Source organism: Paenibacillus sp. XP01, assembly GCF_057364885.1.
The window spans coordinates 6,029,280-6,050,820 of the sequence record NZ_CP139481.1 but is presented as its reverse complement, the minus strand read 5'-3'; the positions used below and the strand labels follow the sequence as shown (position 1 = coordinate 6,050,820).

Sequence of the window (21,541 nt, the reverse complement as noted above, 5' to 3'; positions counted from 1 at the left end):
GGACCATGGGCAAAAGTAAGCTTGACCTGCCTCCCGTCATACGGGATGGCCCGGAATCGCAAACGAGGGGAACGTACTCGGCTGCATTGCATCGACTCTTAGTCCATCGAGGGTGGACATCGTTTCCACGACATATGATCGCCGGCATGACGGCGAGCGCCTTTCGGCTTGTCACGGATCGGCGTATGAGCGTGGAATCGACCACGGCGTACAACTGGATGGCAGAACAATTCGTCGCGGCAGACTTGATCGGAATTACGGCAAGCCAGTCGGCCGGATTTACGTTCGAGCCTACGTTCCCGCTTTATCGCGCACAGGCTCTGCTCGATATCAAGGCATCGATTGATCGCGGCACGGGGGCGATTCTATGGCACAATCCTTTCGTGATCGTAACCGGATACGACGATGAAGAGCAAACATTGTGGATCTGCGACAGCGACGGGGATGAATACCGCGGTTTGCCTTATGACGCATTCGGGGAGAACGGCACGCCGTACTGGTACTATCAGGTGCTCGAATCCCGAGAAACGGTGGATATGTGGGAGGTGTGCAAGGAATCGCTCATTCAGGCCGTGTTCAAATGGGAGGTGCATGATCCGATGCTGCCCCCGGAAGACTACTTCTGCGGTTCCGCGGCTTATGCCGCCATGGTGGAGGCGCTGGAAACGGGGAATTACGCACCGGAAGAGGCTGCTCTGACGTTGCGTTATTATGCCGGGTCGCGGCAGGATATGGCCAGATATGCCGCCGAACTGGAGCATCTGTCGGAACGGATGCCGTATGTCATTCAGGAATATGAACGGCTGGCCACTATTCATTCGAAAATCGAGGAGGCCATGGAAGACTCGACGGCGGCTTGGCAGGATAAGAAAAAATCTTTCGTTCGCAAGGTCAGCGTACTACTCCAAAGAGCAGCAGAAACTGAACAAAAGGCGGTCGATGCGATCCGGGAGGCGTTTGCAGAGACGATCAGCAACCGTTTCGGCGATATCGGACTCAGGTAAGCAAAAGCGAGGGCAGCATGCCCTGCTGCAAACAGGTTGGGAAATACCGTTTAGGCTGCAAAGCTTTGAACGGTATTTTTTTGCATTTTCCATTTGAACACTCCCACCACTTAGCCTTTGCTTGAAGTGGGGGATTCTTGGGTCATCGAACCTCTTGGTTCGAAGTGGACCAAGCGATCCCTGTGGTCCCCACAGTTCTCGGCCGCTATGACGATCGATATGGCAACATCCTTAATGTTTCGGGCTGCATTGACATCCCGATCATGGAGGGTCTCGCAGGAGGGACACACCCATTGCCGTACCGAAAGATCTTTCACTTCTCGGTGCAGCGCTCCGCATACATGGCAGGTTTGACTTGTCGGAGCAAACGTATTCGCAATCTTGAGGGTGCGCCCATACCATTCCGCTTTATACGTGAGCTGCCTTCTAAACTCACTCCAGGACGCATCGGCAATCGATTTGGCCAGCTTGTGATTCTTGAGCATGTTAGACACCTTTAAGTCCTAGGGTACTGATCGTTTGGTTTTCACGAATCAGCTTGGTGGACAGCTTGTGCAAAAAGTCATGGCGGATATTCACCATTCTCTCGTGGATCAGGGCGATCTTCCGTTTGGCTTTTTGCCAATTGAATCCGTCTTTCGTACGCCGGGCCAGCCTCCGCTGCCAGCTTGCCAACTTCTTTTCATACCGGCTCCAGGCTTTCGGATGAGTATCCCGCATCCCCTCGGAAGATACCGCAAACGTTTTAAGTCCCAGATCGATCCCTACCGACTTCTCGTTATGCGGTAAGGGCTCCATCTCGACTTCACAGACGAGCGAAACAAAATACTTACCTGCGGCATTTCGCCGTACCGTCGCCGAGAGAATGCGTCCTTCACAGGGGCGGGAATTTGCAAACCGCAGCCACCCCAGCTTGGGGAGCTTCAGCTTACTCCCATTCACAGCGATATTTCCATTCGTATATCGGGTGGTGTAGCTTTGCAACGGATGTTTACGGGTTTTGAAACGCGGAGCCTGCGTCTGCTTCTTGAAAAAACGATCAAAGCTATCGGCTACATGCCGAACAGCCGATTGTAGAGCAATACTATCCGTTGTTTTCATCCAAGGATGTTCTTGCTTTAGATCTGGAAGCTGCGTGGCACAAGCATGGTACGACAAGCCCTTACCCGCGGCGGCAAACGTATCCTTCCATTGTCCCAGAAAATAGTTGAACACAAAACGACAACATCCAAACATCTGATGGATTAGCTGCTGCTGTGTACGATTGGGGTAGATCCGATACTTGTATGCTTTATGGAAGAGCATGCCATACACCTCCGTTCCTTGCAGTTATTATAGCACATATGTTCGGTTTCGAATAGAAAAAAATGGCGATTCATCCCACACCTAAAGCTGACGCTTTTGTGGAGGGAGTCTTCTCGCTTTCAATGATAAATTTAATTTTGGGGTAATTATTGGCCCTCTTTGTTCCGAATATTATATTAGATGGTCTTTTTTGGATGAAATATCGGAATGTCAACAGGGGGCGGGAGTATGGTGAAGAATCCGGAAACCATTCAGGAATGCATTGAAAAAGCGAGACGGAAGCTGCATCAGATCGCCAGCGCCCATGCCGAATTATGGCATCCGGATGTCATTCGCCAGTCGATGCTTCTGGATGAGTTGATCAATGAATACAACGAGATGATGTACCGAAAAAAGGCATCCCGCAGCAAGTGAACCGGGCAACTGCCTTCACTTTCCGGGGTGCCTTGGTTTTGCCATGAGGCTGATTTAGGCGAATAAGGTCTTACTCTTTGACCGCTCCGAGAACGATCCCTTTCACGAAGAAACGCTGCAGGAACGGATAAACGAGCAGGATCGGCAGCGCACCAATGAAGATCTGGGCAGCGTTGACCGTCCGTTGTGACATGTTCTGAAGCTGGGTGGCGTCCACATTCATATTGGAGAAATCCTGCTGCACGATAATGGTTTGCATCAACGTGGCGAGCGGATATTTGGACGCATCGTTCATATAGATCAGTCCGTCGAACCAGGAATTCCACTGTCCCACCATCGTGAACAGCGAGATCGTGGCGATGGCCGGCATGGATACCGGCAAGTAAACGCGAAACAGGGTAGTAATATGGTTGGCTCCGTCGATAAACGCAGCTTCCTCCAGTTCCTTCGGCACGTTGCGAAAAAAGTTCATCATGAGAATCAGATTCCATACCGCGACCGCTCCGGGCAGAATAAGTGCCCATAGCGTGTTCGTCAGCCCCAGCTTCTGAATCAGAATGTAGGAAGGAATGAGTCCGCCGCTGAACAGCATCGTGAAGATGAAAAACCATGCGTACAGCGAGCGGCCCTTGAAATGCAGGCTTTCTTTGGACAACGGGTAGGCGGTCAGGATGACCAGCACCATGCTGAGCAGTGTGCCGAGCACGGTCCGCTGAACCGAAATCCAGAGCGCATTCAGGAAGTTGCTGTTGCCGAACGTTTTGGCATAGGCATCGACCGTGAAGTCGATGGGCCAGAACGTGACCAGGTTGGCGGATGCCGCCGCTTTGCCGCTGAAGGACACCGCCAGAATATGGATGAGCGGCAGCACGCACAGGAGCGAGAGCACCGCGATGAAGAACAAGTTGAATCCGTTGAAGATACGGTAGCCGGTCGTTTTGTGGTACACCTTGATTCCTCCTTAGAAAATGCGGTAATTGGCGATTTTGTAAGCCATCCGGTAGGCCGTAATGATCAGGAACATCGCCACGAAGGATTTAAATAATCCGACGGCGGTCGCAAAGCTCATCTTCCCGCTCAAAATCCCCATACGGTACACGAACGTATCGATAATGTCCCCTTTTTCATAGACCAGCGGGTTGTACAGATTGAAAATCTGGTCAAAGCCTGCATTCAGGATGTTGCCCAGCGACAGTGTACCTACTACGATAATCATTGGAACCAGCGCAGGCAGCGTAATGTGCAGCGTCTGCTTGAGCCTCGAAGCCCCATCCACCTCGGAAGCCTCGTAAAGCGCGGGATTGATGCCCGCCAGTGCAGCGAGGAATACAATCGTCCCGAATCCGAACTCTTTCCACACATCACTGATCACCACCGTTACGCGGAACCAGTCGCCGTCGCCCAGAAAAAAGATCGGTTCGATGCCGGCCGCCGCCAGCACCCGGTTCACAAGTCCGCCTTCGGGGGACAGCATGTCGAGCAAGATACCGCCCAACACGACCCAAGACAGGAAGTGCGGCAGGTATACGAGCGTTTGCGAGAAACGTTTAAACGCGGAATGGCGGACTTCGTTCAGCAAAATCGCAAAGACGACCGGAGCGACCAGTCCGGCCACGATTTTCATCGAAGCGATCAGCACGGTGTTCCAGATGACCTGCACGCTGTCGGGATATTCGAACATGAAACGGAAGTTTTCCCAGCCGACCCACTTGGACCCGGTCAAGCCGAGCCAAGGTTTGAAATCCTGGAAAGCGATCACGATGCCGCCCATGGGGACATAGGCGAACAGCAAAGTAAGCAATACGGCAGGCAGCAGCATCAGGTGCAGCGGCCAGGTCCGTTTCCAATTCCAGCGGGTGCGCTTGCGCGGTTGCCCGTTTATCCGGCTTGCCGGAGCAGGGCTTGTTATCGGTTGTTCCATAGCCATCAGGTCCCTCCTTTGATCGTCCAGCCGTGCCAGAAATCAAGGCAGAATCGCCTCTGCACGGGTGGAGCAACTGAATTATAGCAATGGAAACAGGCCGGCTATAGAGCAACTTTTCAAGACGGATGTTGATTTGTTAACCAAAATTCAATATGGATATGTAAGGGGTTTCAATATAAAATAGGACTTCGGTGTTTTCCTATTCTTAACCGGAAGCAGGGTGGAGTCATGAGATTGACGGTGTTCGCCAAAACGGTCGTGCTGCTGGTGTGCCTGCTGGTACCGATTTTGCTGCTCTACAGTTATGCGAATCAGGCGAACGTGGATATGGTCGTGGAGGAGAAGCAGCAGTCCAGCCTGAACCAGTTCAGTTATTTCAGTTCACAGGTGGACAAAAACATAGAGCAGCTCTCGTTATACGCTTTGACCTTGCTGCGCGATCCGAGCATACTGCATTATCGCTACATGAACGATGCAACGAGCCAATACGAAAAAAACAGCATTTATCTCGATATTCTCGACAAATTGTCGTTGTACCAGTCCACCAGCCAGTGGAAAAACGACATCACGATTGTGCTGCCGCAGGCGGAGCTTGTATTATCCACAAAGGCGAATCTTACGGTGTTTAAAGAAAGCATGCTCAAGTATCCGGAGCCGGGTGCGTGGAAGCTGAACGAAGGGAGCTTTACGTATTTTTTCACCGACCATTATGAATGGAGCGACAAACCGGCTGAAACGGGCGTGCGGACGGTCATGGAAATCAGCTTCGACCCGATGAACATTGTGGCCATGCTCGACGATTTCAAGGAGACGCAGGGCGGCGATCCGTTTCTGCTCGTCCCGAATAGCGACCCGTTCGTCAATCGCAGTGCGGAGCCGGAACTGGTGGAAGCCATTCGGCGCGGTATGCCGCTGGATGCGCTGGGGCAGGACGCCGGGAATTGGCAGCTCGAAGCGGACGGCAAGCAATATCTCGTCAGCTACGTCCGCTCCAAACAGCTGGATGCGATATATGTCAACCCGGTCGTGCTGGACGACCTGCTTAATCCGATGGACAAGAGCAGGAACATGTTCGTGACGTCCATCCTGCTGCTGCTTGTACTTAGCATCGGGGCGGCCCTGCTGCTCTACCGCAAGGTACAGATCCCGATCTACCGCCTGATGAGAGGGTTGCAGCAGATTCGCAAGGGACAGCTTTCCACCCGGATTGCGGTCGACCATTCACGGGACGAATTCAGTTATTTGACCCAAAGCTTCAACCATATGGCGGAGCAAATTCAGGAGCTGATCGAGAAGGTGTACGAGGAACGCATTCGTTCGCGGGAAGCGACGCTGAAGCATCTGCAGTCCCAGATCAACCCTCACTTTCTGTACAATTGCCTGTCTTACATCAAAAACATGACCCAGCTCGGCAACCGCGAAGCGGTCGTAGCCATGGCGCTCAGTCTTGGCGATTATTACCGTTACATCACGAAGGACCAGAACGACATGACTACCGTCGAACGGGAAGTGGAGCTGCTGAACAATTATTTGTCCATCCAGCAGATGCGCACGAATCGGCTCTCCTATGAAATCGATGTTCCCGGAGAACTGATGCAGCAGCGCATTCCCCGCTTGCTCATTCAGCCGATCGTGGAGAATGCGGTCATCCACGGCATTGAGCCGATGGAAGGCAGCGGCCATATCGTGGTGACAGGCATGGTTGCCCGCGAGCAGATCGACAGCAAAACCTATGCGCGTTATAGCTTGTTCGTGGACAACGATGGCGTCGCGCTGACGCCGCAGGCGATCGAGCGGCTCGAACGGGAACTGCACGAACCGATGGGCGAAGAGATCGGCACGGGGACGTGGAACGTTCATCAGCGCTTGGTTACGCGATACGGGTTGTCATCAGGGCTTCATTTTGCGGAGATTCCGCAGGGAGGGCTTAGCGTTGAAATACGATGGTTTAAGGAGGAACTTTCCCATGATGAATTTGATGGTCGTGGATGACGAACATTCGGCGGTGGAATCGATTGCTGCGTCCATTCCGTGGAGGGAGCATGGCATTGGCCGGGTATTCAAAGCCTATTCCGTAAAGGAGGCTTTGCAGACGATGGCCGAGCACAGCGTTCATATCATCATCACGGATATTCGCATGCCGGGCTTGTCGGGCCTTGATCTGGTCGGCCATGTCAGGCAGCGGTGGGAGCAGGTCAAGTGCATTATTTTGTCCGGCCACGCCTCTTTCGACTATGCCAAACAGGCGCTCAAGCACGGCACGGTCAGCTATTTGCTCAAACCCGTAAGGGACGAAGAACTTATTGAAGCGGTGCAGCAGGCTTCCGTGCAGATCAGGCTTGAAGGGGAGAAACGCATGATGCATCAGCGCGCCATGTATTCGGTGAGGGAGCATCTGCCGGCGAAGCGGGCGGAACTGATGAAAGACGTATTGTTGGGACGGCGATTTGCCGATGGGGAATTGACGGCGAAGCTGGAACAGCTCGAGATCGGCTTTCGCCCGCAGGATAAAATGCAGGTGCTTATCGTTCGCTACGATGACGCGCAAGAGGCGCACCAAGCGTTCCGCCTGATGAAATACGCCATCTCCAACGTGGTCGAGGAAATCTTCGGCGGCAGCTATCATCTGTGCCATACCGAAGATGCTTACGATGACCTTGTATTCATGGTCAGCCCGAAGCAGGAGGGGGACGATGCCGAGCTGCTGCTCGGCAGGCTGGGGGATCGGCTGATCCACAGCGTGAGGCAGTATCTGAATGCAAGCATTTCGGTGTCTTCGAGCCGAATGGGGCGTTTTCCCGAACATGTCCCCCAGCTGTACCTGCAGGCCGTCAGCGCCCTTCGCAAACAAGCGGATGCCGGAAAGGGCCTGCATCTTCAAGCGACCGCCGAACCTCGGGGAACGGCGCTGAAATCGTTGTCGTCGCTCTATGAACCGCCTGCACTCACCACGCTGTTGGAGGCGGGAAGAGTAGATGAGGCACAGCGTAAAATCGACGGCATCTTTGCGGAGCTGTCAGGCAGCGTATTTCCGGAGCATGTGTATGTCGCTTTTCACTATTTGGCGGCCGCGTTCTCCTATATGGCGCATCGGGAAGGGAGGCAGTTGTCCGAGGTGCTCGGCGAAGAGTATCAGCAGCTGCTGAAGGACGGATACGGCGTATCGCTGCGCAGCCTCGATGCATGGACGAAGAAAGTGATGCTTCAGTGGGAGACAAGCGCGCAGGAAGATCGCCAGGACAACGTTCCGCCATTGATTCGCCAGGTGCAGCAATGGATCGACCGCCATCTGTCCGAGGACTTGTCCCTGCAGGTCATTGCCGGTGAGGTGCATCTGCACCCGGTGTATTTGTCCAAACTGTACAAACAATCCACCGGCGAAGGCATCAGCGATTACATTATGCGTTCCCGGATGGACCGGGCGGTACACCTGTTGAAGCATACCTCGATGAAGATCTATGAGGTCGGCCAGGAGGTGGGTTACAACAACACCCCTTATTTCATTCAAGTGTTCCGCAAGCACTATGGGCTGACGCCGCAGGATTTCCGGAACGGTTAACAAATCGATATGAACATTGAAATTGTGATATTTGTTTGCTTTCCCGGCTGAACTATCCTTTTCATGTAAGGGGATACACAGTCACTGAGGAGGGGTTTTCATGTATAGAAAAATGATGACGGCGCTGCTCGCGCTGACGATGGTCGTCGTGACTGCATGCAGCTCGGGAGCCAAGGAAGAAGCCGCGCCGGAAGCGGCGGCACCGCTTGCCCTGAAGGACGGGAAATATGAGCCGGCGGTGCAGATGAGCTACTTGCGTGCCTGGAACGACGATACCCGGTTCAAAAACGGCGAAACCGCCCAGAGCAACGTGCACACCAAGTGGGCCAAGGAACGGTTAGGCATCGAGCTGAGCACGCCATGGGCGGTATCGGTGACCAACGATGCGTTCTATACCAAGCTGCGTCTGTCGTTGTCGGCCAACGAGGAGCTGCCGGACATCGTTTCGATCCGGGGCGATTATAATCTGGTCCGGGAGTTGATCGAGTCCGGCAAGTTCGCCGATGCTGGCGAGCTGTTCGACAAATACGCTTCGGATACGTGGAAAGAGGCGGCCGCCTCCGCGCCGGAAGAGTGGTACCCTTACATGTACGAAGGTAAAAGGTACGGCATTCCGATTTTCGATTATGCCTACAACGGCGATCCGGTCATGTTCATTCGCGAGGATTGGCTGAAAAAGCTTGGGCTGGAAGAGCCGAAAACGATCGACGAACTGGTGGCCGTCATGGACGCATTCACGAACCAGGACCCGGACGGCAATGGCAAAAAGGATACGTACGGCTTGACCGTCGGCATGAAGAACGCGCTGAATACGTGGATGACGGAATCCGGCTGGATCTTCGGCATGTACGGCACGATGCCCGGACAATGGAACGAAGCCGCGGACGGCACGCTTGAATACGGCTCGATCCAGCCTGGCGTGAAGCAAGGGCTCGCTACGATGAAAGAGTGGCTGGACAAAGGCTACCTGCCGAAGGAAGCCGGCGTTTACGATGAAATCAAAGCTGCCGAGCTGTTTACCGCAGGCAAAGCCGGCATCATCGTCGGGCCGCACTGGATGCCGAACTGGCCGATCGACGATGTGAAGAAAAACGTGGAGGGCGCTGCCTACAAAGCCATTGCGCTGCCGACAGGCCCGACTGGCGAAAGCCACCACCATGGTTCCGGCGCAAGCAATGGCGTAGTATTGATCAACAAGGACATGGCGAATCCCGAAATTTTCTTCACGTATCAAAATTACTTGTTCGATCATTTTGCGAACCCGGAAGTGGGCGGCGAATTCGAGCACGGCTTTGCCCAGGGGTACGACTTCGATATCGTGGACGGCAAAGTCGTCGGCGAAGCCGATCTCAAGGATGGCGTATCGCCGCTCAAGTACACCATTACGTATGACGGCGCGCGCATTCCGAACCTGATGATGGATACGCTCGCGGAACTGGCCACCGGCAAGGAGCCCGAAACGCCGTTCGAGAAAAACACGAGCATGGCCAACAAACCGGAAGTGTTCGCCGCTGCAGAGGTCGTCGTGGCACACAAAGACGATGCGATCAAGAACAAGTTCACCGGTGCGCCGACCGATACGATGAAAATGAAAAAGGATGCTCTCGACAAGCTGGAGAAGGACACGTTCAGCAAAATCATCTACGGCCAAGTCGGCATCGATGAGTTCGACGCATTCGTGGAAAAATGGAAATCGATGGGCGGCGATGACATTACGGTCGAAGTGAACGAATGGTTCAAAACCGTAAATTAAGTGGTTTGAAAGAAGTCGTACTAAAGGATTACAATCAATAATCATTTTCGCAATTGCACCGGAATCGGGCTGGAACAGGCCTTGATTTCGGTGTTTTTTATTCTGCCGGGGGAGTTTAATGAGCGATCTGGAGTTGATCGTCGAAGCGGGCAGGACGGCGGACAACCGTACGTGAGACTTATTGTTTAGGCCTGGCAAGCGATAGTACAATAATAGGCAGGATACGAACGTAGATGCGCATATTTGTGATAGAAGTAGTGGTGCATTTTAAGGGGAACATGTCCATATAAGGAGGAGACGGATCAATGAGCATCATTGTAGAAGAGGCCGTGGAGGAGATGATCGCGGAGATCCATCAATGGTTCGACCAAACGGAGAAACGGGACGATGCCGAGTCAACAGTGAAACGAACGAAGCTGCAATCAGGGATCTATGATGATGTGCTGCTGGATTATCGGCCGGGAAGAACAACCGTGGACAGCCTGGATCTCGGTATGGATGAAGAAGGATTGAGACCCGGAAAGAACGATGTTTTTACGGTGGAGCAGGTTCAGACTGAAATCCGTCCTCGTTTGGCACAGGTGATTCAGGAGAGACTGGAACGTTTGGCAGATACGCCGCTGATTGACTATCGATTTACTTTTCGGGGCAAGTTCCCGACGGACGAAGGTTCTCTGCGGATCACGCTGTTTGAATCAGTCAATGAGGAAAAAAAGCGGTTGCTGCTTGAACAGATACATGCTTATGTCGATCGGAAGCTGACCAATGGGTCTTATCCAACGAAACCGCTGGAAACGTTCTTTTTAGTCCGGCATTTGCTCGATCCCGTGTTGTTCCCGGAGTTGGACGTGCCATGGATCATCGCGCAATACGATCGCATTCAGGCGTTGAACAAGGGGCGCCAGGAAGCGCTCTCGGAGCATCGGAGAAATATTACTCAAAGCTTGAGGAACTGGGCGGAGAATCAGTTTTTGCCCTTGTATTTTGACGTCCAGCGCTCGGCTTACAGATCCAATGAGTATACGCTTAAACCAGGAGCGTCTCTGGGTGAACACGATGCTGATCATCATCCCGTCAGGCTGCTGTTATATGGAGCCGTAATGATTCTAAGGTATGAGCCCAATTACAGCAAATCGACGGGGGTAACCTTCCTTGAGCTTGCCGAGCAGCTTGGAAGCAGTCAGGCCGCGCACATGATGGAAGAGGGCAGCGGCACCTTCGCCAAGGAAGACATTCAAATGCGGAATGAACAGGTGGAATGCACGGCCAATGACGTCTTTTCGACCATCACCATCGTAGTTCGCGAGGAAGCGGCGAAAGCTTACGAACAGGCGCTTGGATACATCATCCGTCTGCTGAAGCAGGGTTTCCCCAAAAGCTACAAAATCAAGCTGAAATCGAAAGCCAAGCACTACTTGCCGGTCAAAGGACTGGCGAAATCGGATACCCACCGTTTTTTTGCGAATGCGCTGGGTTATCCCGAATTGCATCCGCTGTTGGAAGAATACGCACGCGAAGTGATGGAGGAGTTCGAATGGTATGAGGACACGGAGGGAGAGAAAAATTGCATGCCTGGTTCCTACGCCACCTTCGGACTTGGCCTTGCGGACGAGCGTTATTTCCCTCTGGTGGAGACATACATGGGTCTGGTGGATGACGAGCATCAGATGGTGCAGGACAAGTTCACGGCAGCCTTTGTCGAACAACACGGACTGACGCAGCAATCGCTCCTGCCACTCATCGCATGTTTGAAACGTTCCACCGATGGTTTGAAGCTGAAAGCCCTTCAGCCTGTGCTGGAAGATGAGGACAAGCTGGCTTTATGGGTAGAACAGGTGCAAGGATTAGAGGCTTATGAGGTCCAGCGCGTGTTGTATCCGATATGGGGAAAGGTAGAGAAACTGGCTGGTTTGGCACGAAAGGCCGAAGGCCGGCGCAAGGAGCTTCTGCAGGCATTGCTGCATGCAGCGGGCAAGTGACGAGAGTACCATTCAGGGAGAGGGCGGGGGATATGGAATTACAACATTTGAACCGTACAGCGTGGGCTGCTCTTTCATCAGTTGAAAAGGAACAATATTTGCAGGAGCTGACAGAACTTCCGGAAGGCATGGCGTACGAAGGCTTGCGGAAATTTGAACGGTACGGTCGGTGCACGGAGACAGGTGTGTTCTCCTATGAACAACGGGACTTCGCATTTGTTCCAGGTGATCTCGTGACGTTGGGGTGGGACGGTTGGCACGAAGGCATGAACGAGGAGACGGCCATCGATATTCGGGAAACCTTCAGTGGGTACGGCGTACACGATATCGATGCTTATCTTCGCGAATTTTCGTCTCCGGTGAGAGAAGTCCACATTTCTCCGATGCTGGTCGAATGTCAGGCCCGTTCCCTGGGTTGGTTTGAAGTGAGCGAAGAAGAAGCTATGGCTTGGGACGATGGGGAACTCGCGAAAGAATGGGAGAAATTCAAACAATCTGACATCAGCGAGTACGAACGTTACCAGCATTTTCGTTTGGTGCGCCATGAAGGAGGTATACGAATCTTTTGGTTCAACGAAGACCCGACGCTGGAGCGGTTGAAGGAAGAAACCGAGAAAACAGGGTTTTCCTTGCTGACGGAAGAGGAGTGGGAGTACCTTTACGGCGGGGGCTGCCGTACGCTGTTTCCGTGGGGAGATAGCTTTGACTACACGATGAAGCTGAAGCATTTCGGAAGTTTACAGGGCGTTCCAGGCATCGTGGATGAAAATGCGGAGCCGGACCCTTCTATGGTTGAGGACGACGGCCGTGCTTACGATCTGGAGCTGCCCAATTTCTTCGGCATCCGGTTCGAAGGCGATCCCTATCGTTGCGAGCTTACGCTTAGTCAGACTGGAGAGCTTATGCCCAAAGGTGGGGACGGCGGCTCTTTGATCTGCGGGGGGCTTGGTCCTGTGGCCGGTTTTTTGCCCGCTACGGTCGTATATTATCGGGATGCCAACATCGGCGAACTGGAATGGGAGGAACTCATCGATGGCATGTATTATCGGCGAGTCATTCAAATTTCTTCGTCCTGTGCTCCTTCTCAAAAATGACCGATAAAGAGGCTGTGCAGGTGTTTGTGGTCACCCCATTCTTCCGGTTTTTAAGGATTACATGCAAGTACTAAGAGCACAGCCACGTTGCTGTGCTTTTTTGCTGTTTTTTAACTGCTTTTGCGAGCTTAGGGATACCACCTTATTAAAACGGAATGGGGAAGAATGGTCATCTGTCTCAGACAATATCGCGGTCACGTCATAAGATAAAAGAACGACACGTGGCATAGGAGAACAAGACATGGTGAAAAAAAAGGTCAGTGGGCGGGAGAGGCGGCCGAAATCCGGGATGTCCCGGCGTAAATCGGCACTGCCTCCCAAGCAGCGCAAGATCGTCGATGCGGTGATCGGCGAAATGCTTGAACAACTCCAGCCATGGCTAAGCTCGCAGTTTTCACAGTGGATCGCGAACGAAGGACAGTCTTCGCGAACACAATCGACGATACAACCAAAGGTGGAAGAGATAAGCGATCCCTTATTTCAACCGGCCGATCTCAAAAACTTGCGGATTTGCCTGATTTCCGTGCTTCCTGATTGCAGATGGCAAACCGCAGAAGTGATCGTCGAGCATTTAAAAATGGTTGTGGGTGAAGTGACGACTGTCGGGCTGCTACCCTCCATGGCGACGCGTTTGCAGGATTTGAATCCGGATCTTGTACTGCTTCTCGGCAATTCGCGCAAGCTTTCGGAAGAGGAACGGAAAGCCTTGGCCTCATGCCCGGCTCGCAAGGTAATGTGGCTTGACGATGCGGATGGCACGAACGATGCGACTTGGCAACTGGCACATTTGGGTGATGTAGTTCTATCGCAAAATCTGGAACATGTGGCGGTTTATCAGGCTGGGGGCGTTCCCTGTGTGTACTATCACCCTTTTGCTGCCGACCGCAACGTATTTTATCCGCAGGCTGTCTCAAGGGAGTTCCAATCCGATGTGTTAATCATCGGGGATGCGGTACCGGAACGATCCGCATATGTATCCGAGGTGGCAAGACATTTTGCTGGAGGACGGGTGCATGCGATGGGGCAAGGGTGGGAGAACGAACCGATCATTACTTCCATTCATACAGAGGACGATGCAAATTCGTGTTACAACGGCGCGAACGTTATTATTCATTTCGATTCGTGCCGTTGCCCGCAAAAATTGTTCGACATAGCCGCTTGCGGCGCTTTTCAGATGGTTCAGGATCAGCCGCATCTCTATGAGCACTTGAGTCCAGGCGAAAACATTGTCACTTTTCAATCCACGACAGAGCTCCACAACCTCCTTGAATATTATAGGCATCATCCGGACTTGAAGCGCAAAATCGCCAGTAAGGCATTGGAGGGCAGCAAGTACGATTACTCTTATTTTCAAAATATATTACGGCTCCTTAAAAGAATCACCGCCGGGGAATGAACGGGAGGAAGGCCTTTTGAAACTGATTGCCTATTTGCTGCCACAATTTCACCGGATTCCTGAAAATGACGCCGCTTGGGGAGAAGGATTCACCGAGTGGACTAATACGAAGAAATCGGTACCGTTATACCAAGGGCATCGGCAACCAAGGGAGCCTTATAACGATTATTATTATGATCTGACCGATCCGGCTGCAAGGCAATGGCAGGCCGGGTTGGCGAAGAAATTCGGGCTGCACGGCTTCTGTTATTATCATTACTGGTTTAAAGGAAAAAAGCTGTTGGAACAGCCTTTGGAACAGATGCTGAGCTCCGGGAAGCCGGACTTTCCTTTTTGTTTGTCATGGGCGAATGAATCGTGGACCCGCAAATGGGATGGCAGCGACAATGAACTGATCCTTCGGCAGGATTATGGTCAAGAGGAAGATTGGGAGCGGCATTTCGACTATCTGCTGCAGGCATTTAGCGATCCAAGATATATTCGTATCGACAACAAACCGGTATTCCTGATTTATCGTCCCGGAAACATTCCTTGTTGCGAAGAGATGTTGGCCTTCTGGAAGCGACTCGCGTTACGCAGAGGGATGGACGGCCTTTTCGTGGTACGGACGCTGGGTGGCTTTGGGTTGCCTAAACAGGAAGGATTCGATGCCAGCGTAGAGTTCGAGCCCCACTACACCTTCGGACACAGCGGTTCGGAGCGAATTTGGAGCACCATGCGCACGATGGGCGGGGAACATCTTGTGTTTGATTACGACGAAGTGTGGCGGTTGATGTTGAATCGTTCGCCGCGTCGGGAAGGGGAAATGATTTTTCCAGGGGCTTTTGTTGGCTGGGACAATACACCACGTCTCGGTGTGAAGGGGCAGAGCGGGTTTGGCGCGTCGCCTCATAAATTCGAAGAATATTTGAGGAGGCAGCTCAAACGAGCCAGACAGCTGTATCGCAGTGAATTTGTGTTTATTAACGCATGGAACGAGTGGGGAGAAGGAGCGTATTTGGAGCCGGATAAAGACGGGGAATATGCTTATTTGAAGGCTGTGAAGAAGGCGCTGGAATCCTCGGAGAACGAATAAGAGAGGACCGGGGTACCTCTCTTTAAATATGACGCGCATTTTTCGTTGGAAACGGCAGGATGACGTAATCAGACTTTTTGAATTCCAATGGCCAACGTGCCGGAAGAAGCATCAATGAAGAGCACGTAGTTGGATCCGTCGGTCCCTTTGAGCAATAATCCCGGTTGGTTGGGGTTGCCGGAAGGGTACAAGAGAACATTGGCTGCGGTTGAGGCAACGCCTGGAGCGGTAGGAAGAGCGGTTACGTTCAGTCTTTGCCCAGCCGTCAAGCTACCACCGACGCTTGCTTGGCCATTGACACCAAAATTGGAGTTCACTGTCGCACTTCCGTTGACTTGTAAACTTCCCGCGATCGTTTCGTTGGAATTCACCTGCAAGGAGCCTTGCACGGTCTGGTTAGAATTAACCTGTATATTTTGACCAAACGTCGCATTGCCATTGACTTGAAAATCCTGCTGAATTGTGGCATTTCCCGTCACGTTTACGTTATCGAACGTAGGCATGGACACATCATCCTTTATATTTGATGATCTATCTTATGTAACTAGAGGCAAAATAATATGGGTAATATACCTGTTCTATCGAAAACAGGTATATTACCCATGCTCATTTTCAGAGTTTTCGTGCCAATTATTTCAGTTTTTGAACGGCTGCGGCCATTTGCTCCAATTGGGCGTGGGTCAGGGAATGGTCCGGCGAGCTGAGTGTTACATACCGGTCATCCAATTGGAACGTCAGCATGTCCGTTTTGTCGGGATTGTACCATTTGGCGGATACGCCGTTGGGCAGTTTGACGGTTTTGCCGTCATAGTCGAAAGCGTAATCTCTCGGCGAAACATCCACTTTCATGTGGTTAAACACAAAGCTTACACCGTCCCCGCCAGCGGCGACGCTTTTGAATTGGTCACCTGCAACCATATGCTTCGGAGCATAAGCCGTCTCGAAACCTTGGAATTTCGCAAATGCTTTTTGAATCGCGGAGACTTGGGACTTGTTGTAGTTTACATCAGCATAAGCGGCGATACCCTGGTCGGAACCATTATTGCTGTTACTGCCCAATTTGTTGACGTTCACGGCAACCTGCTCCAGTTGGGCTTGGGTCAATTTGTGATCCGGCGAGCTGAGCGTCACATACCGATCATCCAGTTTGAATGTCAGCATGCCTGTATCCGAAGGCGTGTACCATTTGGCGGATACTCCGTTTGCCAATGTAACCGTTTTGCCCTCGTAATCGAAAGAGTAATCTTTGGGAGAGATGGAAACATTCATGTGTGCGAACACAAAGTTCACGCCGTCTCCGCCTGCGCCAACGCTTTTGAATGTATCGCCGGCAATCATTTGCTCAGGAGCATAGGCCGTTTCGAATCCGGCGAATTGTGCAAATGCTTTTTGAATGGCTTGTTTTTGTGCTGCGCTGTAAGAAACGGAGGTCAATTCCGCATTCGCAGCTTCGCCGATGATAACCTGACCTTTTTTGCTATCGTAGGATACAGGTACATGCAGTGCATCGGCAAGCGCTCGAACAGGCAGGTAGGTGGAATTGTTGTAGGTGATCGGTGCCAGTTTGTTGCCGCTGCCGTCCGTTGGAGTGTAGGCCGAGCCGTTTACGTTGAAGCTGATGCCGTGGTTGAGGTATGCCGAGACTTTTTCCAATTGCGTGCCTGCGAATACGCCTGCCGCCCCGGTTAATGTCATGCCAAGCACCATGACGGCTGCTGCGGATTTTTTTATGTTTTTGTTCATGATATAACGCTCCTTTATGGATGTAGTGGATTATGATGTCCGGGCTCGCTGTCCCTTATGGCTATATATTACTCACGGAAGATATCCAGAATAATTCTGAATTATATCCAACTTGTAAACTTCATCATCCATCCGCAGAATGCCAAGGTGTATAATGATCCCTGGAAAGGAATGTCATAAAGATGGGGGAATCCATGTGCTTGAAGATCGGAAGTTATGGAATCAGCGGCAAAAAGAGCTAAAGTCCATGTTGGCGAAGCCCGCACAGTACGAGAATGCGCGGGAATGGTTGCTTTTGCAGCACGGGGCTGTCCATTCGGCTCGAAGCAGAGATGGGGCTGCGTGGTCTTTTGAAGATGAAGTACTGGATCATATGACTGAAAACCGGTTTCGACATGTCCCGGATTCTGGAGCCAACTCGGTTGCATGGCATATCTATCATTCGACCCGGATCGAAGACATGACCATGAATGTGCTGGTGGCCCAAATGAAGCAGGTTATCGATAGTGACTTGTGGATGCAATCCATGCATTTGAACGTCCGCGATACCGGAAATGGAATGTCGCTTGAACAGCTTGTGCACCTGAGTTCCGTAGTGGATATACCCTCTTTGCGCGCGTACCGAGCTGCTGTCGGCCAACGGACGCGCGAGATTGTGATGGAATTGTCGGCAGCAGACTTTAGACGAAAAGTGTCTTCTGCACATTTGAGCCAATTGTCGGAAATGGGGGACGTACTGCCGGAAAACAACTGGTTATTGGATTATTGGGGCAATCTGACCGTAGCCGGATTGTTTATGATGCCGGCGACGCGGCATCATTTTGTACATCTCAACAAATCATCAAGGATACGTGAATGAGGAAATGAGGGAATAATGTGGTTGCTCAACCGGATGTATTGAAGCAATATGATATCGGAAGAGTCAAGTCATGCAAACCGTTGAACAAGGGGAATACCTCTGATGCGATGTTGGTGGATACGGAAGCGGGAGCGTTTGTTTTACGTAAATTGAGCAGCGAACAGCAGGCCTGGAAAGAATATATACTAACGCAGAAGCTTGCGCCGACAAACATTAGTCCGAAAATTCGTTGTGCGAAAAATGGAATGCCGTATGCGACATACCTCGGTGTATATTTTAATATCCAAGAATATAAGGGCCCAGTGAACGAGTCAAGAGCAAAAAAACTGAACTTCCTACAATTGGGGAAGCTTGTCGGCCAGTTTCATCACTTGACTGGGGAAGTGAGATTAGGAGAACAGGAGGATCGTTATGATCTTCTTTTGTTATGGAAGGCTGTGGGGCAGGAGATACGGAATTCGTCTGAATCTAACATTCGAATATTGGGCAATCATATGATGCAATGCAAGTCTTATTCCGTTAATAGAGAGACAGTGATCCACGGTGATTTGGGAATATGGAATTTATTATTTACTGAGCGGCATGTTTTCATTATTGATATGGCGGAAGCAAGGATGGGGGATCGCCATTTTGATTTGGCAGCGGTGATTACTTCGAGCATCCCTTTAACCGCTTCAAGAACAGAGATGGAGAAGTCACTCTCTCTTTTCGAACGAGGATACGCGCAGGAGCACAGGGTGTGGGACAACCGACGTTTATTTGAGCAGTTGCACCTATGGCTGCTGCGCGGAATGCTTGCGCTTGTAATGGAGCAGGGGATAAGTGCCCCTAACGTTTCCTACATTGAACGGCAGTTGAACATATTGGAGGAGTATAAATCGCTATTGGTGTGAAAATACCTTGATGAGATTACCAACGCGGAATCATCCGTTAACGAGATACAGCACCAGCCCGCCTATGCCAAAGACCACGGCACCTATATATACATACGTCAGTCGGCTTAAATTTTGCTTGGTTCTGCGATCATATTCGGGATTGCTCTTCTGATTGGCTTTGGAATTTCCGATCATCAGCGTGGCAATTCCACCGAACAGGGCGATGGTTACGATCAAAATATAGGGAAGCATCGTCATGGCACAACCTCCATTGAAGAACGTATTCTGCCAAGGCGTGAGGCCTTGATATGATTGTACTCCAGGATGGCATGGGATGTAAGATTCATATCCAAAATATTCAAATATTTGGTATACTAATCATGCGTGTGCCGGGATGGACATGCCAAGAATAGCCATGAACGCCGTGATTATTGTATGATTATCCGATAAGAGCACATTTTTGGGGGAGGACAGATTGGATGAGTACACCATCCGCAACCGGGCACTCTGCGAAACATGCGGACAAACGTTTGTTTTTGGCTTGGGCCGTTTCGGTCATTGCGACAGGAGGCAGCCTGTATTTCAGTGAAATCAAAGGATTTATTCCATGTGATCTATGCTGGTTCCAGCGTATTTTTATGTACCCGCTAACGATTGTGCTGGGCATTGCCTACTTCAAGGACGATTTCAAAATCGGAAGATACGTGCTGCCACTAAGCATTATAGGAGGATGCATCTCCTTGTACCATGTCGTGATTCAGCGAGTGTACTCGGCTACAGGCAGCGCCGTGGCTTGCGGACAAATTCCTTGTTATACCGACTATTTGAACTGGTTCGGATTTATCACGATTCCGCTGCTGGCACTCATTGCGTTTATGATCATCACCGTGATGCTGTGGGGCATCGGCAAAACATCGAAATCCGCTTAATTCGGGAAAGGACGGATCATGGATGTTCGGACAAGTCAAATGGGTAGTACCTGTTCTCACGATACTAATCGTATTGGTTACGGGGTGTACCGGTTCGGAAAATGCGGCGACGAACGAGATGCCGGAAATGATCAAGGTCCAGTTTGTGGTGCCTGAGAAAGCAACCGTGCAAAAGCCCGTGGCGCTGCAAATTAAACTGACGCAGGGCGGGCAGCCTGTTGAGGCGGCGGATCACGTCCAGTTCCAGGTATGGAATGAGCTTGACGGTGCTCCCGAGCAAGCCTTGATGACTGCGGAGGACTTGAAAGAACTGGGGGCTCTGGATGCTATGGAAGTGGACAAGGGCTTATATGAAATCCAGCATACATTCGAAGAGCCGGGTACGTATATCGTACAGGTTCATGTCACGCATGGCGCCATGCACAGCATGCCGAAGAAAAAGATTATCGTCGAATGACGATGTACAGCGAATAGGACGAAGATTGGGTTTGTGTGCAAGGATGGTTGTATAATTACATTATGAAATTGCAGTGGAAAAGAGGTTGTTATGGCAACAATTCATGACGTTGCGCTCAAGGCAGGGGTTTCCGTAACGACGGTTTCCCGTGTATTGAACAATCGGGGCTATATCAGTCAGAAGACACGCGACAAGGTGTATCAGTGCATGGACGAGTTGAATTACCGTCCGAACGAGATTGCCCGCTCGCTGCTGCGCAAGCAGTCCAACGTCATAGGTTTGATCATTCCAGACGTCTCGCATCCGTTTTTTGGCGAACTCGCAAGCTTTATTGAGTACCATGCCTACCAGAACGGCTTCAAGATTATGTTGTGCAACTCCCACATGGACCCTGCCAAAGAGCGTGAGTATGTGGAAATGCTCAAAGGAAACCGCGTTGACGGCATTATTATGGGAAGCCATACGCTTGAGGTGGACGAGTATATGAATCTTCATTCGCCCATCGTTACCTTTGACCGGCAAATCGGAGCGCATATCCCCTTCATTTCCTCGGATAACTACCAGGGAGGTGTGATGGCTGCCGAACTGCTGATCTCTAAAGGCAGACGGCATTTGGCCCACATTTGCGGGAATCTGGAGCTGCAGATGCTATCCAATCGACGAACGACGGGATTTCTGGATACCTTGAAGGCCCATGGGATCAACCCAACCATGATTCATCAAACCGATCTCAACGTGTTTAGCCAGCAGCAATACACAAAGCTTGTCGAAGAGCTTCTTGTCGGCCATCCGGAGGTCGATGGGCTGTTTTTTACCAGTGACCTGATGGCTATTCATGCATTGAAACAGATCATGCATCATGGGCGAAAAGTTCCTGAGGACATTGCCATCGTGGGTTACGATAATATTCGGGCAGCGGAGTATGTCGTCCCGGCGATTACGACAGTAAGGCAGCCGATCGAGAGCATGGCGGAGCTTGCGGTTCAATTGATCCAGCAGCAATTGGCCGAGGAAGAGATAGAAATGGAACATATCCTGCCTGTGACTATGGTAGAACGAGAGACAACCTGAGACGAGGTTGTTTTTCTTTTTTTATTTATGTCAAACGATTGACATGTCAAACCTTTGACACTATAATCGGTTTTGTAAGCGGTTCCTTTTTAATTCAACGAACG

At 51.3% G+C, this 21,541-nt stretch carries 19 protein-coding genes and 1 pseudogene; 14 read left to right on the top strand and 6 right to left on the bottom strand.

Translation table 11 applies throughout. The annotated features are described in order from the left end of the window. Positions 1–5: 5 nt before the first annotated feature. On the top strand, positions 6–1,004 hold the full coding sequence (locus SNR34_RS27310; protein WP_486180611.1) for a hypothetical protein: 999 nt from the start codon (positions 6–8) through the stop codon (positions 1,002–1,004). 218 nt (positions 1,005–1,222) lie between these two features. Here the strand turns inward: SNR34_RS27310 and tnpB are convergent. After that, positions 1,223–2,309 (bottom strand): annotated as a pseudogene (gene tnpB / locus SNR34_RS27305) (IS200/IS605 family element RNA-guided endonuclease TnpB); the annotation flags it as partial. 228 nt (positions 2,310–2,537) lie between these two features. On the opposite strand from tnpB, the gene SNR34_RS27300 reads away from it, so the two are divergent. Beyond that, positions 2,538–2,723, top strand: coding sequence for an aspartyl-phosphate phosphatase Spo0E family protein (locus SNR34_RS27300; protein WP_236420455.1), 186 nt, complete (start codon positions 2,538–2,540; stop codon positions 2,721–2,723). A gap of 70 nt (positions 2,724–2,793) precedes the next feature. Here the strand turns inward: SNR34_RS27300 and SNR34_RS27295 are convergent, their stop codons facing one another. Together SNR34_RS27295 and SNR34_RS27290 are read right to left on the bottom strand one after the other, a co-directional pair. Next, positions 2,794–3,672 (bottom strand): carbohydrate ABC transporter permease, encoded by an 879-nt coding sequence (locus tag SNR34_RS27295; protein WP_236420456.1) that lies wholly within the window; start codon positions 3,670–3,672, stop codon positions 2,794–2,796. 12 nt (positions 3,673–3,684) lie between these two features. Next, positions 3,685–4,650, bottom strand: a complete 966-nt coding sequence (locus tag SNR34_RS27290) for an ABC transporter permease (RefSeq protein ID WP_236420457.1) — start codon at positions 4,648–4,650, stop codon at positions 3,685–3,687. 225 nt (positions 4,651–4,875) lie between these two features. Here SNR34_RS27290 and SNR34_RS27285 point away from each other — a divergent pair, with 225 nt between their 5' ends. From SNR34_RS27285 to SNR34_RS27255, 7 genes are all read left to right on the top strand, one after another. Continuing rightward, positions 4,876–6,639, top strand: coding sequence for a sensor histidine kinase (locus tag SNR34_RS27285; RefSeq protein ID WP_486180610.1), 1,764 nt, complete (start codon positions 4,876–4,878; stop codon positions 6,637–6,639). Beyond that, positions 6,614–8,206 (top strand): response regulator transcription factor, encoded by a 1,593-nt coding sequence (locus SNR34_RS27280; protein ID WP_236420459.1) that lies wholly within the window; start codon positions 6,614–6,616, stop codon positions 8,204–8,206. The genes SNR34_RS27285 and SNR34_RS27280 overlap by 26 nt, the downstream gene beginning before the upstream one ends. A gap of 100 nt (positions 8,207–8,306) precedes the next feature. After that, complete coding sequence (locus SNR34_RS27275; RefSeq protein ID WP_236420460.1) at positions 8,307–9,959, top strand: extracellular solute-binding protein; 1,653 nt, start codon at positions 8,307–8,309, stop codon at positions 9,957–9,959. A gap of 305 nt (positions 9,960–10,264) precedes the next feature. Next, positions 10,265–11,938: a DUF6138 family protein gene (locus tag SNR34_RS27270; protein WP_486180609.1), complete on the top strand. Its 1,674-nt coding sequence runs from the start codon at positions 10,265–10,267 to the stop codon at positions 11,936–11,938. A gap of 32 nt (positions 11,939–11,970) precedes the next feature. Further along, the gene (locus SNR34_RS27265; RefSeq protein ID WP_486180608.1) at positions 11,971–13,032 is read left to right on the top strand and encodes a hypothetical protein; all 1,062 of its coding nucleotides are present in this window, start codon (positions 11,971–11,973) and stop codon (positions 13,030–13,032) included. 241 nt (positions 13,033–13,273) lie between these two features. Then, complete coding sequence (locus tag SNR34_RS27260) at positions 13,274–14,428, top strand: CgeB family protein (protein ID WP_343262025.1); 1,155 nt, start codon at positions 13,274–13,276, stop codon at positions 14,426–14,428. A gap of 16 nt (positions 14,429–14,444) precedes the next feature. After that, on the top strand, positions 14,445–15,503 hold the full coding sequence (locus tag SNR34_RS27255; protein WP_343262024.1) for a glycosyltransferase WbsX family protein: 1,059 nt from the start codon (positions 14,445–14,447) through the stop codon (positions 15,501–15,503). Positions 15,504–15,571: 68 nt separating this feature from the next. Here the strand turns inward: SNR34_RS27255 and SNR34_RS27250 are convergent, their stop codons facing one another. Beyond that, on the bottom strand, positions 15,572–16,006 hold the full coding sequence (locus SNR34_RS27250) for a hypothetical protein (protein ID WP_236420465.1): 435 nt from the start codon (positions 16,004–16,006) through the stop codon (positions 15,572–15,574). Between the two features lie 127 nt (positions 16,007–16,133). Continuing rightward, complete coding sequence (locus SNR34_RS27245; protein ID WP_486180607.1) at positions 16,134–17,246, bottom strand: stalk domain-containing protein; 1,113 nt, start codon at positions 17,244–17,246, stop codon at positions 16,134–16,136. A gap of 196 nt (positions 17,247–17,442) precedes the next feature. Here SNR34_RS27245 and SNR34_RS27240 point away from each other — a divergent pair, with 196 nt between their 5' ends. Together SNR34_RS27240 and SNR34_RS27235 are read left to right on the top strand one after the other, a co-directional pair. Further along, positions 17,443–18,105 carry a DinB family protein gene (locus SNR34_RS27240; protein WP_486180606.1) on the top strand — a complete coding sequence of 221 codons (663 nt, stop codon included), beginning with the start codon at positions 17,443–17,445 and terminating at the stop codon, positions 18,103–18,105. Positions 18,106–18,143: 38 nt separating this feature from the next. Then, positions 18,144–18,998, top strand: a complete 855-nt coding sequence (locus SNR34_RS27235; RefSeq protein ID WP_486180605.1) for a phosphotransferase — start codon at positions 18,144–18,146, stop codon at positions 18,996–18,998. A gap of 30 nt (positions 18,999–19,028) precedes the next feature. Here the strand turns inward: SNR34_RS27235 and SNR34_RS27230 are convergent, their stop codons facing one another. Next, the gene (locus SNR34_RS27230) at positions 19,029–19,238 is read right to left on the bottom strand and encodes a hypothetical protein (protein WP_486180604.1); all 210 of its coding nucleotides are present in this window, start codon (positions 19,236–19,238) and stop codon (positions 19,029–19,031) included. 221 nt (positions 19,239–19,459) lie between these two features. Between SNR34_RS27230 and SNR34_RS27225 the strand changes: the two genes are divergently transcribed. From SNR34_RS27225 to SNR34_RS27215, 3 genes are all read left to right on the top strand, one after another. Further along, positions 19,460–19,909 carry a disulfide oxidoreductase gene (locus tag SNR34_RS27225; RefSeq protein WP_343262021.1) on the top strand — a complete coding sequence of 150 codons (450 nt, stop codon included), beginning with the start codon at positions 19,460–19,462 and terminating at the stop codon, positions 19,907–19,909. Positions 19,910–19,931: 22 nt separating this feature from the next. Beyond that, positions 19,932–20,366 carry a FixH family protein gene (locus tag SNR34_RS27220; RefSeq protein ID WP_486180603.1) on the top strand — a complete coding sequence of 145 codons (435 nt, stop codon included), beginning with the start codon at positions 19,932–19,934 and terminating at the stop codon, positions 20,364–20,366. A gap of 90 nt (positions 20,367–20,456) precedes the next feature. Continuing rightward, positions 20,457–21,437 carry a LacI family DNA-binding transcriptional regulator gene (locus SNR34_RS27215; RefSeq protein WP_339274726.1) on the top strand — a complete coding sequence of 327 codons (981 nt, stop codon included), beginning with the start codon at positions 20,457–20,459 and terminating at the stop codon, positions 21,435–21,437. The last annotated feature ends 104 nt before the right edge of the window (positions 21,438–21,541 follow it).